This is a genomic window from Paenibacillus sp. BIC5C1, from assembly GCF_032399705.1.
In the GTDB taxonomy this organism is placed as follows: domain Bacteria; phylum Bacillota; class Bacilli; order Paenibacillales; family Paenibacillaceae; genus Paenibacillus; species Paenibacillus taichungensis_A.
This window is the reverse complement of record NZ_CP135922.1, coordinates 3,807,612-3,822,477: the sequence shown is the minus strand read 5'-3', so window position 1 is coordinate 3,822,477 and position 14,866 is coordinate 3,807,612. Positions and strand designations below refer to the sequence as shown.

General features: G+C 47.9%; 11 protein-coding genes. 9 read left to right on the top strand and 2 right to left on the bottom strand.

Features of this window, described 5'->3' with window-relative positions:
- Window positions 1-13 precede the first annotated feature (13 nt).
- Window positions 14-2,383 (bottom strand): helix-turn-helix domain-containing protein, encoded by a 2,370-nt coding sequence (locus RS891_RS17010; RefSeq protein WP_315792514.1) that lies wholly within the window; start codon window positions 2,381-2,383, stop codon window positions 14-16.
- 280 nt (window positions 2,384-2,663) lie between these two features.
- On the opposite strand from RS891_RS17010, the gene RS891_RS17005 reads away from it, so the two are divergent.
- From RS891_RS17005 to RS891_RS16965, 9 genes are all read left to right on the top strand, one after another.
- Entirely contained in the window at window positions 2,664-3,713 is a 1,050-nt protein-coding gene (locus RS891_RS17005) for an amidohydrolase/deacetylase family metallohydrolase (RefSeq protein ID WP_315796346.1), read from the top strand.
- Complete coding sequence (locus RS891_RS17000; protein WP_315792513.1) at window positions 3,691-4,803, top strand: DgaE family pyridoxal phosphate-dependent ammonia lyase; 1,113 nt, start codon at window positions 3,691-3,693, stop codon at window positions 4,801-4,803. Before RS891_RS17005 ends, RS891_RS17000 begins: the two co-directional genes overlap by 23 nt.
- Entirely contained in the window at window positions 4,796-5,551 is a 756-nt protein-coding gene (gene dagF, locus RS891_RS16995; protein WP_315792512.1) for a 2-dehydro-3-deoxy-phosphogluconate aldolase, read from the top strand. The genes RS891_RS17000 and dagF overlap by 8 nt, the downstream gene beginning before the upstream one ends.
- Window positions 5,544-6,557: a sugar kinase gene (locus tag RS891_RS16990; RefSeq protein ID WP_315792511.1), complete on the top strand. Its 1,014-nt coding sequence runs from the start codon at window positions 5,544-5,546 to the stop codon at window positions 6,555-6,557. The genes dagF and RS891_RS16990 overlap by 8 nt, the downstream gene beginning before the upstream one ends.
- Window positions 6,544-7,290 carry a GntR family transcriptional regulator gene (locus RS891_RS16985; protein ID WP_181586795.1) on the top strand — a complete coding sequence of 249 codons (747 nt, stop codon included), beginning with the start codon at window positions 6,544-6,546 and terminating at the stop codon, window positions 7,288-7,290. The genes RS891_RS16990 and RS891_RS16985 overlap by 14 nt, the downstream gene beginning before the upstream one ends.
- Window positions 7,291-7,569: 279 nt before the next feature.
- On the top strand, window positions 7,570-8,526 hold the full coding sequence (locus RS891_RS16980; protein ID WP_315792510.1) for an IS30 family transposase: 957 nt from the start codon (window positions 7,570-7,572) through the stop codon (window positions 8,524-8,526).
- Window positions 8,527-8,793: 267 nt separating this feature from the next.
- Window positions 8,794-11,097 carry a stalk domain-containing protein gene (locus RS891_RS16975; RefSeq protein ID WP_315792509.1) on the top strand — a complete coding sequence of 768 codons (2,304 nt, stop codon included), beginning with the start codon at window positions 8,794-8,796 and terminating at the stop codon, window positions 11,095-11,097.
- Between the two features lie 183 nt (window positions 11,098-11,280).
- Complete coding sequence (locus tag RS891_RS16970) at window positions 11,281-13,569, top strand: preprotein translocase subunit SecA (RefSeq protein WP_315792508.1); 2,289 nt, start codon at window positions 11,281-11,283, stop codon at window positions 13,567-13,569.
- A gap of 17 nt (window positions 13,570-13,586) precedes the next feature.
- Window positions 13,587-14,342, top strand: coding sequence for a class I SAM-dependent methyltransferase (locus RS891_RS16965; protein ID WP_315792507.1), 756 nt, complete (start codon window positions 13,587-13,589; stop codon window positions 14,340-14,342).
- A gap of 91 nt (window positions 14,343-14,433) precedes the next feature.
- Here RS891_RS16965 and RS891_RS16960 read toward each other — a convergent pair whose 3' ends face one another.
- Entirely contained in the window at window positions 14,434-14,847 is a 414-nt protein-coding gene (locus RS891_RS16960; RefSeq protein ID WP_053781113.1) for a MerR family transcriptional regulator, read from the bottom strand.
- Window positions 14,848-14,866: the final 19 nt, after the last annotated feature.

Below are 14,866 nucleotides of genomic sequence, written 5' to 3'. Positions count from 1 at the left end.
ATAAAGTGATAGCTTAGCTTTTCTGAAAGGGCGGAAGATCCGCCAAGTTAACCGGTCTTTTCGCAGCAGCCCCCTTCAAGGCATGTTCCTTGCGGTACTGCCCCGGCGTCAGACCGGTTTCTTTTTTGAACTTGCGAATGAAATTAGGTGCATCCAAATAACCGACCTGCTCAATAATTTCTTTGAGCGGTGCACTAGTGCTCTGTAGCAGCCGGATGACCTCATCCATACGCCGCTGCCAGATATATTGTGAGAAATTGCTGCCGGTCTTATCTTTGAAACTACGGCTTAAATAAGAGGTTGAGATGGCAAATTTAAGCGCCACATGCTCCAGGCTGAGGGTGTAGTCTGCGAACTGCTTGTCCACGTAAGCCAGAATATCATCCAATAACGAAGGCTCGCTTGTCTCCGTATTCTGTTCGACCTGCGCGCAAATAGCAGCAGCCAAAGAGAGCAGACGGTTCTCAAGCTCTTCGAGGGTTTCAAAGGAGGTCAAATCCGGCATATTGGCGAACACTTCATGCATGCCAAACTCGGAGGCAGTGCGCAGAAAAGCGTTCAGCAAATCAAAACAGATGCAGCGCAGCAGATGAACCTGCAGCGGTTCGTCTTTGATTTTATCAATGGTATCAGCAATCATCTGGGCGGCTACCGATTCATTGCCCTGCTTCAGGCTCTGCTCCAGCTTCAGCATGGATTTACGCGGAATCCAGAAGCTCTGGGCAGCGGAAGGGACTAGCTCTACGAGCTGCTCAAAGTAGGATACCTGTCCGCTACGCCGGATCATCCGGTGCTCCAAAGCTGCAGCGGCTTCAATGAAGGATTGATTAAGGAGGGCCAGGTCCCGGTAGGCCATGCCAACACCAATACTCAGAGACAGCTGCGAGTGCTTGCGAATTACCTCTAGAATGGCTTGAATAACCTGCTCCATACGGCTTTGAACCGGTATGTCCGTATCGTCAGGAAGTGAAATAATCAGGGCAAACTGGTCCTTGACCGAGAATTCCACACCGAAGATTTGTGCATCGGTACCGGACAGACATACATTGCTCAGTATTTCCTGCAACAGATGGCGTTCGTGCCAAGACTTGTCGCCAGGCACAGTTTCATCCCAGGACAGGATCGCAGAGAAATAGAGGCCTTTTCCCTGAGGATGTTTGAAACCTGCGCTAAGAATCATCTGCTCAATTTCAGGATCATCCGGCTTGCCATGCTTGAGCAGCAGCAGCATGCATTGATTACGGACGAAGGGTTCCTGAAGATCAATTCTGGCACTGTAATCATGGAGAGTCTGCCGTATCCATTCCCATTCATTACGGATCTTGGGAGCATCATGGCCGCTTCCTCTCAGCTTCGCAAATTCCATCAGATCCCTAATTGGATGGTACTGCCGTTTGGCCAGCAGAAGTGCGGCAGCTATGCCAGTAATGACTGTTATACAGAAGACGATTAGAATCAGAGTCTGGACATGTGCGACACGACTGAAGAACTGGAAGCTTGGCATCGTTGTCACGTAGGTCCAGCCATTTTCTTCAGATTTTACGGAAACGACGGAGTATGGTTCCCCGTCCAGCTCCAGATTATGAATACCAGGCTCAAGTGCGGATAAATTTTCAAGTTCGTCCGTGGGAAGGCTGACGCCATGGTTGTTCGTTGTCAACACCTCTCCGGAGGGACCGAAAATATAACTACTACCGGAGAAATCACCCAGAATCGAATCCATGACCCCGGTAAGATTGGATTCTTTCATTAAATAGATTACGGTTCCGTACGGAAACGGGTCATTCGGTTTGATGGGGACAAGCATGACGAGCATCGGATCCATACGTGAATTGACCGTTACATTCTCGGCGGGACGTACCAAAGGCTGCCGGGTTTCATTCAAATCCCGTCGCAATTCTTCCGAGGTCCAGCGCTCGAACTGATAGAAGGAATCAAAGGTGACATGAAGATCAGCCAGACCGCGGTATGAATAGATGTTGGAATCGCCATGAAAATAGAGAAGCAGATCCTCTGCTATATTACTGCTGGCCTTGTAATTCGCCAGCGTCTGAATCGCCTCCAGACTGTAGTAGGGATCCCGTACCATATAGGGGGTCAAATGCCTGTCATAGGCGATTCTCCCTGCTAATTCCTGGAGCTCTTTCATACGGGAATCTATGGTGCTCTTCACCTGATTGAGCTGATTGACATTGGATTGTTCAATTTCGACACGCAGGCCCTTGACAGCGTTCTCATAAACGAAAATGGTTACACCAGTTAAAGGAATAAGAAATATTAGGATATAGGAAAATGCATATTTCAGCAGAAGCTTTGATTTGAAATGATTCCAGCTGAGCCGGAACCTATTAATCAAGGATGGCTTGAGTGCCTGATTTGCCATAAAGAAGTCCCTCCAGAGTTAAATATTCGGATGATAAATCTTGGGATGAAAAATCACTGTTCTCTTCTAGATTACACCTGTGCTAATATAAACATTATAACATTATAATCTTTAAAATGGAGCAGTTCTCCAAGTTTATTAGTAAATTTAGGGATGTATTGCTTCCATGACATTAATCATTTTTTTGGTTTTTCCTTTATACCGGGGTTAAAAAAAGGAGATGAGATAAGTGGGCACAGAGCATGTGCTGCGCAATTTGCAGCTTGTGGATGGGCGAATCATGGATATAGCCATTCAGGATGGGATTATCACCGCCATTACACCTGCAACTAAGGCAGAAGGAGAGAGCGGGCTAGACTGTTCCGGGTTATATGTGTCCAGCGGATGGATTGATCTGCATGTGCATGCTGTACCGGAGCTTGATCCCTATGGCGATGATATCGACGAAATTGGTATAAAGCAGGGCGTAACAACGCTGGTGGATGCCGGAAGCTGTGGTGCGGACCGAATCGGAGCTTTGTATACCGCGAGTCTGAAGGCTAATACCCAAGTTTTTGCTCTATTGAATATTTCAAGAATAGGGCTCGAACGGACAGATGAACTGTCTCAGCTGGAATGGATTGATCGAGACAAGGTTCTGGAGGCGGTAGCAACCTATCCGGAATTCATTGTCGGTCTGAAAGCCCGTATCAGCCAGAGTGTTGTCAAAGACAGCGGTATACAGCCGCTCAAGCTGGCACGCACACTTTCGGAAGAAACGAAGCTTCCGCTCATGGTGCATATCGGCTCCGCTCCGCCATCGATATCCGAGGTTTTGGAGCTGCTGCAACCGGGCGATGTAATTACTCATTACCTTAACGGCAAGTCCAATAATCTGTTCCACGCGGACGGAACACCCCTGCAAGGGTTGCTGGATGCAGCTGCCCGAGGCGTTCATCTGGATGTGGGACATGGCACGGCGAGCTTCTCCTTCCAGATTGCAGAACAGGCCAAGGCGGCAGGCATTGCGCTGAATACCATCAGCACGGATATCTACCGGGGCAACCGTCTGAACGGACCGGTGTACAGTATGTCCAATGTGCTGACGAAATTTTTGACTCTCGGCTACAGCCTTGAAGAGGTCATCCAAGCTGTCACAACCAGCGCAGCGGAGTGGCTTGGCAAGCCGGAGCTCGGACAGATCAGGGTGGGACAGCAAGCGAACCTGACTTTGTTTGCACTGGAAACAGGTGAGAAGCAGCTTAAGGACTCGGAAGGCGATGTTCGAGTCGCGCAGTATTATATTGAGGCTAAAGGAGTTTTTACTAATGGGTCATTCATTACAGGCTAGATATGGATTGAAACGTGTTATTAATGCCAGTGGAAGAATGAGCATCCTTGGTGTTTCCGCACCAACAGATTCGGTCATGGAGGCGATGAAGCAGGGAGGACAGCAGTACGTGGAAATTGCGGATCTTGTGGACAAATCCGGAGAATACATTGCACGCCAGCTTGGTTCGGAAGCAGCGGTTGTCGTGAACTCAGCATCCAGTGGCATTGCACTGTCGGTGGCAGCCTTAGTGACTTCCGGCGATCCGCGACTCAGCCTTCGGCTGCATCAGGAGCCTGTACTGAAGAATGAAATTATTATGCTGAAGGGCCATAACGTGCAGTATGGAGCGCCAGTTGAAACCATGGTATTCCTTGGCGGAGGCAGGGTGGTAGAAGTTGGATATGCCAATGAAGGTCGCAAAGAGCATATTGAACAGGCGATTGGTGAACGCACCGCAGCCATCCTTTATGTCAAATCCCACCACGCCGTCCAGAAAAACATGATTTCTATAGAGGAGGCGTGGGAGGTTGCCGTGCGTAGAGGAGTGCCACTGATCGTCGATGCGGCAGCGGAAGAGGATCTGCGCAAATATGTCCAGTATTCGGATCTGGCGATTTACAGCGGATCTAAAGCTATCGAAGGTCCTACCTCTGGCATAGTCGCCGGCAAATTGAAATATGTCGAGTGGCTAAAGGTACAGCTGAACGGGATCGGCCGCAGCATGAAGGTCGGCAAAGAGACCACCTTTGGGCTGCTTCAGGCTTTGGAGGAATACCAGGACAAAGCTGACAACAGCGAACGGGAGAGGCAGGCGCTTGAGGCACTTCAGTCGCTTGGCGAGCTTCCTGGAGTTTCGATCCACATCGTGCAGGATGAAGCGGGCAGAGCGATTTTCCGTGGGCGTATCCAGATTGATTCCTCTGTTGCAGGAGTGGATGCCAGGCATGTCAATGATTTGCTACGTGAAGGCGTAATTGCGGTATATACCAGGGACTACGGAGTTAAGCAGGGGTATTTCGATATTGATCCAAGGTCGCTTCAAGGTGATGATCTTCAGGTCATCGTCAGCAGAATACATGAAATCGTGGGAGGAACCAAGAATGAGTAATATTCAGCAGCGTCTATATAAAAACAGAGCCGCACTTAATGTACTGGCCGGCAGTATCGGGAATGCGAAGGAAGTGTACGATGCAGCGGAAGGATATGTTTTGGTAGGCGTGCTCTCCAAAAATTACGCGACGGCATCGGAAGCGGCAGCTGCGATGATCCAATACGGTCAGACGATTGAGGACGCTGTATCCATCGGATTGGGTGCCGGAGACAATCGACAGGCCGCGGTGGTGGCGGAGATTGCCACAAGCTATCCGGGAAGCCATATTAATCAGGTGTTTCCAGCAGTTGGGGCAACCCGCGCCAATCTGGGCACCAAGGATAGCTGGATTAACAGTTTGGTCTCTCCTTGCGGACAGCCAGGCTACGTAAATATTTCAACCGGCCCCGTCAGTTCAGGTACGACTCCGCATGCTATTATTCCGGTACATGCTGCCATCGCGCTGGTTCGTGACATGGGCGGCAATGCGCTGAAATATTATCCCATGCAGGGGTTGAAACTGGAGGAGGAGTACCGTGCGGTTGCCAAGGCCTGCGGGGAAGCCAAATTTGCTCTGGAGCCTACGGGTGGAATCGACCTGGATAACTTCGGACCCATTCTGGAAATTGCGCTTCAGGCTGGGGTACCCCAGGTTATCCCGCATGTGTATTCATCTATTATTGATCCGCAGACAGGAAGTACAAACGTCCAGGATGTCGTCAGACTGCTTGAAACGATGAAATTCCTGGTGGATCGGTATGCCTAGGATTGCGGCTTTTGGTGAAGTAATGATGCGGCTGCAGGTCCCAGGCCATGAAACGCTGGTTCAGAGCAACAGGCTGGAGTATTCTTTTTCCGGCAGCGGGGTTAATGTAACGGCAGCACTTGCTGGGTACGGCCATAACGGTGCTCTTATTACCACCTTGCCAGAAACACCAGTAGGCGAAGCGGCAATTGCTTATCTGCGCAAACTTGGGGTGGATACTTCACTAATTTGCCGGGGAGGCAAGCAGCTGGGGATGTATTTTCTGGAGAATGGCTTTGGAGCCCGCCCCGGAAGAGTTACTTACACAGATCGACTGGGCAGCAGTTTCAATACTGCGGAGGCAGGCAATTACGATATGGTTGCTCTTGCCTCCCGGATCGACGTTCTTCATTTATGCGGTATTACGCTGGCTATGAATGAAGGCGTTCGCAAGCAAATGAAACGGCTTGCTGCGGAAGTGAAGAGTGCCGGGGGAAAAGTTGTTTTTGACTGCAATTACCGTCCTGCGTTATGGGGAGCGGATGGCTATACCAAGGCCCGCCCGCATTATGAGGAACTGCTGGAGCTGACAGACCTGGTGCTGATGAATGAGAAGGACGCACAGTTTATCCTTGGCTTTGGAACCGGAGAATATGATAGAATGACACAGTTGAAGCAAGCGATTCCCGAAGTGGTTGAGCGCTTCGAAATCGGAACGGCAGCGGGAACCCACCGTGAGATTAATGCTGACCATACGCACTCCCTGACAGGATATATCTATCATCAAGGTACGTTTCTGTTTTCTCGCAAGCTGACTTTTCCGGTGTATGATCGGATCGGTGCCGGCGATGCCTTTGCCAGTGCCGTCATTCATGGGGAATTACAGCAATATCCGCAGCAGCAGACGGTTAATATGGCAACGGCAGCAGCGATGCTGGCCCACACCACTCAGGGTGATACAGCGCTTTTTACCGAGAGCGAGGTACTTCGGGCGCTGTCGAACCATACCTTAGATGTTGAAAGGTAGTGAACAACGGGTGTCTTTAAAACGAAAGCAAGGTCCTTTATATCAGCAAATCCAGAAAATTCTCAAAGATCGGATTTTGCATGGCGTGTACCCTTTAGGGAGCATCATTCCTTCCGAACCACAGCTGGAAAAGGAATTTGGTGTCAGTAAAATGACGGTCCGCGGCGCAGTTCAAGAACTGTCCCAAGAAGGTTATGTGCAGAAAAAAAGCGGTATCGGAACGATTGTCATGCGCAATACCTCCCATCAGAAGCTCTCTAAGGGCAAACGGTTTACGGAGCTGCTCGTAGAAGAGGGTCACAAGCTGGAAAAGAAACAGCTGGAATCCCGGTTAATTACGAATGAAGCCGGAACGGAGGAATATGACCGCTATGGACCGTATTGTCAGCGAATTGAACGGCTCTATATTTTGAATGGACAGCCTTATATTCATCTGATACACTTCTTGGCTGCAGCTGCATTGCCCGGTGGAGGTACGTCAGAAATGGTCACAAACATTCAGTCGCTGTATGACTCACTGGAGGAAAATGACATTGCGCTGGAAAACTTCAGAGACCGTTTCTTTGTAGAGACGGCACCTCCTGTGGTGTGTCAGTTGCTGGAGATCCCACCAGGGACGCATGTACTCAAGCGTCTGCGTAACTCCTTCGATGGGGAAGGAAGACTTATTGAACACAGCATTGGCTGCTATAACACAGAGCTTCATCATTATCTGGTCAATTACGACACTTGAAATCTCTTAAGCAGTAACCAGAGTTTGTAAGCAGCCGCGTGGATTGAGAGACGGCTTGTGCGCGGGGCGTTGTAAATGGCTCAGTACTTAGGGGAATTAAGGGTGGCCTGAATTGGCTTACACCAGCAGTAAACCACGGAATCCCGTGGTTTTTTTATTTTATCCGACGGATTGTAATATGAAGTGCGACACCTACTGGAAATAAATAAAAAAGGGCCCATGGCCGGATTCGTGTAGAATGAAGGTTCCTACACCACATTCACACAAGGAGAATCCACCATGAGCTACACACATCTTAGCATAATCGAGCGCAGCAAGCTAGAAATCCTCTACCAGCAGGGGAAAAGTACCCGAGCCATTGCCAAGGAACTTGGCAGACATCATGCCACCATTGGCCGGGAACTCCGCCGAAATACAGCAGAACACCCCTACGGCGCGGCGAACGCTCAAGAGGGCTATGTCCATCGCCGTAAGGCCTCCGTTTCCGCAGGGAAGTGGAATCCCGAACTCGCGAGTCGCATCGAAGAAAAGCTTCAGGCGACCTGGTCTCCCGAACAGATCGTAGAGCGTTTGCGTCAGGAAGGTCAAGCGATGGTATGTTTTAAAACGATCTATCGTTGGCTGTATACAGGCCGTCTGGTGAACGGTGTGCTTGCCGTTCTCAGGCACAAAGGGAAGAGGCAGAAGCCAGCAGAAACACGCGGCAAGTTTGCAGTGGGTAAGTCCATCTCTCAGCGCCCGAAAGAGGTTCGTCACCGGAAAACCTTCGGCCATTGGGAATTGGATACGGTGGTCTCGGGCCGTGGGAAAAGCAAGGGCTGCGTAGCGACGTTCATTGAACGAAAGACTCGCTTGTACACAGCGATTCGCATGCCTGATCGTACCGCGTTATCCATGGAGATTGCCTTTGGAGTAGCGGCTTCGCAGTACCCTATCCGTGCATTTCAAACCGCTACCGCGGACCGTGGCAAGGAATTCGCCTGTTACACCAGCCTGGAAGCCGTTCATGGCGTGCGGGTGTATTTTGCAGATCCCTATTCTTCTTGGCAACGCGGCTCGAATGAAAATGCGAATGGTCTCCTGAGAGAATTTTTCCCCAAGGGGACGGATTTCGCCCAAATCACAGATGAAGCTCTGGAAAACGCTCTTGACTTCATCAATAATAGACCACGTAAATGCCTGAGTTGGAGAACCGCTCACGAATCCTTTTCAGAGGAACTGTCGCACTTGGCTTGACAATCCGTCATCCGAAAAAGCTCTTGTTACGTAATACGGTTTGATATGAACATGTTTGGTGCTCTTTAGATTAAAAAAATCATCAAAAAAACTATTCTTGAGAGAGTATACATATGTGAATGAATCGCATTCTCTTTGAAAAATAGATGCACTAAATCCACAATTTACAAATTCACTAGAAACTTTTCCCTGAAACTAGCGTCTAATACTATGACTTTTTGAGAGTGTAAAACATTACTTGGGAGCAGAAGGAGCCAAAGACAAAGCATGAATCTGAAGAAGAAATTGTCCATTTTTACCACTTTAGCCGTTTTACAAGCATTTGCAGTCGGTTCTGTGAATGCGCAGTCAGCGCCGCAAGATGACACAGCGTCAGTAAATACAGCAAAAGTAGAATCGGTTGAGGTACTGAAGAAAGAGCAGACGATTGCAGAGAGTGAAGTGAAAACGGGTAGCAGTAACGCATCCAGCAGTATTCCGTCCACTAAAGGCAAAGAAACTGGAACTTTGACAGGCACTGAGTCAACACCTAAAACAAATATCGAGAAATCCGCCATAGATGGGGGAGAGACGACTACAAAGGAAACGAGTACGGGCTCTACTACGATTCAGGATGGATCCACTGAGGATGTTGAAACGCCAGCTACGCCAGCTCAAATAGAGCAACCATCCATTGATGGAAATTCTGCCGTAGCATCAGGCGGCAATCTGACGTTGTACATGAATAGCAACAAAATGGAGCAGGATGGGAATACGTATCTTGCTGGTCAGCCAATGACTGTAAAGAACGGCGTATCCTATGTTGCGATCCGTGCACTGGTGGACCGTGTGGGATACGGAGTCAAATACGATAACAAAACCAAGGAAACCATCATCATCAGTGGTGATAATGAGCTCCGATTCAAAACCAACAGCACGGTCTATACCGTAAATGGAGAGTCCAGAACGATGAAGGGCCCTGCTTATCAGCAAAAGAATACGTTCATGGTGCCGTTAACTTCCATTACTCAAGCTCTGAACATCACCTATAAAGTGAATCAGTCTGCTAAAACGGTTGTGCTGAATCTCAATACTAAACCTGTTGCAAGCTTTGTAATTTCCCAAAAGGAAATTTTTGCAGGTGATAAGGTGGACTATGTGACTTCTTCCAGTTCTCCAAATGGACTGGATATCCTAGACGAACGCTGGACAGGTCGTCAGGAATCGTTTGATCAAGCGGGTACATATACGATTTCATATCAAGTACAGGATTCCAACGGTCAATGGAGCGATCCCTATTCGATGACGATTCAGGTTCTGAATCCTAATCTTCCTCCTGTAGCCATGTTCACCACAGACAAGGAACAATATAAAATGGGTGAAAAAATAACATACATTGATCAAAGTACAGATGATGAAAACAGTATTGATAAAACGGTATGGGAAAACAATTCGCTGGCCTTCTTTGAACCCGGTCCAAAAACGGTGACACTCACCGTTACTGACAATCACGGCGCGACGGACACGTACTCCAAAGTTATAACCATAACCAATGAGACATTATATTCATTTTCCGATTTCAATTTACTCTTCACGCCGGTAGGACAGAAATTTACCTTTAACGGTGGAGAAGTAACTTCCATGGAAAAAGTGCCTTATACCTACACGGATGAGCCGAGTCTGCTGATCCGCAGTAACAGTCCTGAAACGGTTAATACGGAAGGAATCGTGTATAAAGAATCATCTTCGGGGCAGACCCGTTTCATGATTCATCATGTGAACAATACAGGCAAAAGAGTAAAAATGTATGTTATTGCAACCAATAATAACTCCACTCCGGCAGTATTCGAACAACAAAATATGGGCTTTGCTGGACCTACACCGTATGCTACCGTAGCCGGGAAATTGTCGATTGATAAATGGTTCAAATCGATTCAGACCGGAGCCGATCAGAAGAAAGAGGTTATTCAACCTGGAGAAAGCAAACTGATTCTGACCGAACTAAATAAAACTCCGATGAAAGAAGGACAAGTGATTTCACTCTATTCGGATGCTTATAGTGATTATTCCCTGGACTATAACGTTATTCTGGTTGAAGAAAATAAAGATCCGTTCGAGGCTTTGCCAATGCTGCCTGTGCTTGATCGTGATGGTGTGCACAATCGTGGAACGTACCCGAATGCGACTCGTATCATAACGTATGATCAGCAAGTTGGAGCCAAACCAGCTCGTCTGCCACTTGGTGACAATTCAAGCGATCCCAATCTGGTTGGAACAGATCCAATGGCTTACACAGACGCATCCAATGCTGGTAATTTCGGTGTATTGTACAAAATCACGCTGAACAATGTGGCTCCACGTACGTTAATTTCATTTAACCCTCGTGGAGGGAAGTACTCAGGAGTTGCTCTAGTAAACAATCAGGTTGTACCCATTGCCGATGGTAATGTAGCTGTAAGCAATTCAAGTGAACAAAGCGTTCTTTACCGCACAGGGGCATATGGAGAGAGCGTAACGATTCTTTTCTCTGCCGCGCCAGGAAGCAACCTGCCGGTTAGCTTACTCTTTACGCCGCTCCCATCGGAGAAGTAATATAGTTGTCTCTTATAAGCTAGAGCGGAAAAATAATTTTGCTGGCGTGTTAATCATCTAAAGAAGGGACTCCATATGGAGTCTTTTCTTATAATGGGGCAATATGAGGATATACGGAATGGATGCTGCCTAAAAAGTCATATTTTAAACCGCTTATTTCTACTGAGGAGGAATCAAATTCCGATGAATGTAGTCGTCAAGTTAATACGTGAATTCAAAGAGCGCGATACCCGGCGTTTGTTGAAAGATTATCGAGACAAAGTGGAGCTTATCAGGAAACGGAATTTGGAAGCTTGGGACGATCAGCGGCTGCATGCGGAATCCCTTCGGCTGCAAGAAGAAGCAAGATCAGGCACGCCTTTGGATGAGCTGCTTGTTGATGCTTATGCGTTAGTCAGCGAGGCTGCGAAGAGAACACTCGGATTACGGCCTTACGATGTCCAGATTATGGCTGCTATCGCTTTGCACGAGAGGTTTTTGATCGAGCAGCATACCGGTGAGGGAAAAACACTCTCTGCTGTTATGCCTGCTTATCTCAACGCGTTGACAGGCGAAGGCGTTCATGTGCTCACATTTAACGACTACTTGGCAAATCGAGATGCAGAGTGGATGGGTCCAATCTACCGTTTCCTCGGGTTAACGGTTAGCTCGGTTCAAGCGGGCATGAGCCTGGTCGACAAACGGGAAGCTTACACGAAGGATATAACCTATGTTACGGCTAAAGAAGCAGGGTTTGATTATTTGCGCGATACTATCGCATTAAATGAAGCTGATACCGTACATCGTGCTTTTCATTACGTCATCGTCGACGAAGCGGATTCGCTCCTTCTTGATGAAGCTCGGGTGCCGCTAGTCATTAGTGGCGATTCGAGCGCTTCCAAGGGTGATGGTGTTCTTTTCGCAGAAGTGGCCCGGCAGCTGCAGCCAGCAGAGCATTACGATTTTGACGAGTTCCAGCGGAACGTTTATTTGAATGATGCGGGTGCTGCAAAAGCGGAGTTGCTGCTGAGATGCGGCAATTTGTACGATAGCCATAATAGTCATTTGTTAACTTCATTGAATTGTGCGCTGCATGTGGAATCGTTATTAAAAAAAGACGTCGATTACATCGTCCGAGACGGTGAAATTGAGCTAATCGAAGAACATACCGGCCGTGTGGCCGAGAACAGGTATTTGCCGGACGGGCTGCAAGCTGCGCTGGTGGCGAAAGAAGGGTTGCAGTGGAAGGCCGGCGGGAGAATTCTTGGTACGATTACCATTCAACACTTCATAAGCCTGTATTCAGGAATTTGCGGAATGACGGCTACGGCGCACGCTTCAGCAATGGAATTCGAAGATATCTATGCGCTGCAAGTTGTGCGAATTCCGCCGAACCAGCCAAACATACGGACCGACCACCAGCATCGGGTTTACACCCATAAAGAAGCCAAATATAAAGCGCTTGTACAAGAAATCTCTTCCGTTCATAAGGCGGGACGCCCCATTCTTATTGGTACGTCAAGCGTCGAGGAGTCTGACATGCTGGCGGAGGCGCTTGCCGCTGCTAGCGTACCTTGCCAGGTTCTGAATGCAAAAAATGATGCGAAAGAAGCCGAAATCATCGCTAAAGCTGGAGAAATAGGCGCGGTAACGGTATCTACGAATATGGCAGGGCGCGGCGTAGACATTCGTCTCGGCGGCGGTAATCCCACTCAGGCAGAATTGGTTGCCAAACTGGGTGGATTATACGTGATAGGTACACATGTGAATGAAAGCATGCGGATAGATAACCAGCTGCGCGGGCGTTCTGGCCGCCAAGGTGACCCGGGATCTTCCGTGTTTTATATAAGCCTGGAAGACGAGTTGATGCTTCGTTTCGGCATTCATAGACTGTTTCGCGCTCCCAGGCAGGAGGAGATTGTTAATGATCCGGCGCTCCGCAGCAAAATCGAACATATACAGCGCGTTATCATAGGTCAAAACTTCGATATTCAGCGGGAATTGAACTGGTATTCGGATATGGTGGAGGATCAGAGGCGAATCCTATACGAAGAACGGCTCGGAATATTGAAAGGCGAGAGAGTGCTGAGTCAATCGGAGCAGAGGGTACGGCTTTTTTATATCGACGAGTTCTGGGCTGACCATCTGGCATACGTTTCTTACATTCGCGAAAGCATCCATCTCGAGAGTATTACCAGTCGCAATCCGATCGACGAGTTTCATACGCAAATCACCCAAGCATTCGAGCAAATTCCGGCTAAAATAGATCATGAGTCGGCGAATATGCTTAGAAAACTTGGAGGTTCGAATGATCCGGCGAAATGGGAAGAGTTCGGCCTGAAGAGTCCTATTTCGACTCGGACTTATATGATCAACGATCAATACAGCCAAGATAAGCGCAGTTCATGGACCGGAACGACCGTATTGGCTTTCTGGGGCAGTAAGATTTTAAAGCTGGTACTGTGGCCGGTATATAAGCTGTCAAAATATTGATGGGAGCGTGACGATCGATGAACAACAGAGAACGGTTTTCGAGCCGGGTCGATTCGTATTTGAAATACCGCCCGAGCTACCCAAAAGAGGCTATTGACTATTTGTATGATGTCGTCGGTTTACGTGCGAACAGTAACATATCAGACATCGGTTCAGGTACTGGGATGATTTCAAAGCTGCTTTTGGAACGCGGAAGCGATGTAATCGCGGTCGAGCCAAATCAAGCAATGCGGGAAGCCGCTGAGCAAATGTTAGAAAGTAATCCGAAATTTATGAGTACATCAGGTTCTGCAGAGTCTACTGGATTACCTGATCAGTCGGTTGATTTTATTGTCTGCGCTCAGGCGTTTCACTGGTTCGATCGCTCCGCAGCCCAAATCGAGTTTCGCAGAATTCTGCGACCAGGTGGGAAGGTAATACTCATCTGGAATTCTCGTCTTACAAACGGTACTCCGTTCCGGGAAGAGTACAATCAACTGCTTCATACATACGGAACCGATTACGAAAAAGTCAATCACAAAAATATTTCTCAGAATATGCTGCTCTCTTTTTTTAAGGAAAGTTCAATGCATGAAATGCGATTCAGAATGAGTCAGGAGTTCGATTTCGAGGGTTTGAATGGCAGGTTGTTATCATCTTCCTACAGCCCTTTCCCCGAACATCCAAATTACGATCCCATGATGAGAGAACTGCGGAATATATTCAATAGGAATAATCAAGATGGTTTGGTTGAATTCGATTATGAAACTGAGATTTATTGGGGCGAAGTATAGATGATCAAAATGATACCCAGCTATAGCTTGAGGATATAGCTGGGTATGTTTGTAGAATTTACGTCCATAGAGCCTTGTCACGACTGTAAGCCTAGATGTTGATTTTAAGTCGTAATTCAGCCATCATAGCCTCGGCTTGTTGTGGATCTTCATTCAGCAGCTTCCTGTATGTCAGCATCCAATTCAAAGTTACAAGCATATGATCGTATTCTTCCTTCTTGCGCTCGATCTCATTGATCTTCTGAAGAATCCATTCGATTACTTCTTGGTTGGTGCGTGCGTTCGTATCGTGATCTTGCAAAATCGTCTTTAGTTCAGCTAACGAGCAGCCGATGCCTTGAAATTTCTTAATTAGCCTTAATCGCTCAATTGCTTCGTCAGAATAGTTGCGGTAATTATTCTTCTCTCGCTGAATATGCCTGCTATCAAGCAAACCTTCCTTCTCATAAAATCGAATGGTGTGGGGAGTTAAACCCATTAAGTCTGCTAATTCTTGAATTTTCATATAAAATCCTACCTCCAAA

Excerpts from the sequence above, each read along its gene's own strand:
- RS891_RS16985 (WP_181586795.1), top strand. The coding sequence starts at position 6,544 with ATGTTGAAAGGTAGTGAACAACGGGTGTCTTTAAAACGAAAGCAAGGT.
- RS891_RS16975 (WP_315792509.1), top strand. The coding sequence starts at position 8,794 with ATGAATCTGAAGAAGAAATTGTCCATTTTTACCACTTTAGCCGTTTTA.
- RS891_RS17005 (WP_315796346.1), top strand. The coding sequence starts at position 2,664 with ATGGATATAGCCATTCAGGATGGGATTATCACCGCCATTACACCTGCA.
- dagF (WP_315792512.1), top strand. The coding sequence starts at position 4,796 with ATGAGTAATATTCAGCAGCGTCTATATAAAAACAGAGCCGCACTTAAT.
- RS891_RS16980 (WP_315792510.1), top strand. The coding sequence starts at position 7,570 with ATGAGCTACACACATCTTAGCATAATCGAGCGCAGCAAGCTAGAAATC.
- RS891_RS16990 (WP_315792511.1), top strand. The coding sequence starts at position 5,544 with ATGCCTAGGATTGCGGCTTTTGGTGAAGTAATGATGCGGCTGCAGGTC.
- RS891_RS17010 (WP_315792514.1), bottom strand. The coding sequence starts at position 2,383 with ATGGCAAATCAGGCACTCAAGCCATCCTTGATTAATAGGTTCCGGCTC.
- RS891_RS16965 (WP_315792507.1), top strand. The coding sequence starts at position 13,587 with ATGAACAACAGAGAACGGTTTTCGAGCCGGGTCGATTCGTATTTGAAA.
- RS891_RS17000 (WP_315792513.1), top strand. The coding sequence starts at position 3,691 with ATGGGTCATTCATTACAGGCTAGATATGGATTGAAACGTGTTATTAAT.
- RS891_RS16970 (WP_315792508.1), top strand. The coding sequence starts at position 11,281 with ATGAATGTAGTCGTCAAGTTAATACGTGAATTCAAAGAGCGCGATACC.
- RS891_RS16960 (WP_053781113.1), bottom strand. The coding sequence starts at position 14,847 with ATGAAAATTCAAGAATTAGCAGACTTAATGGGTTTAACTCCCCACACC.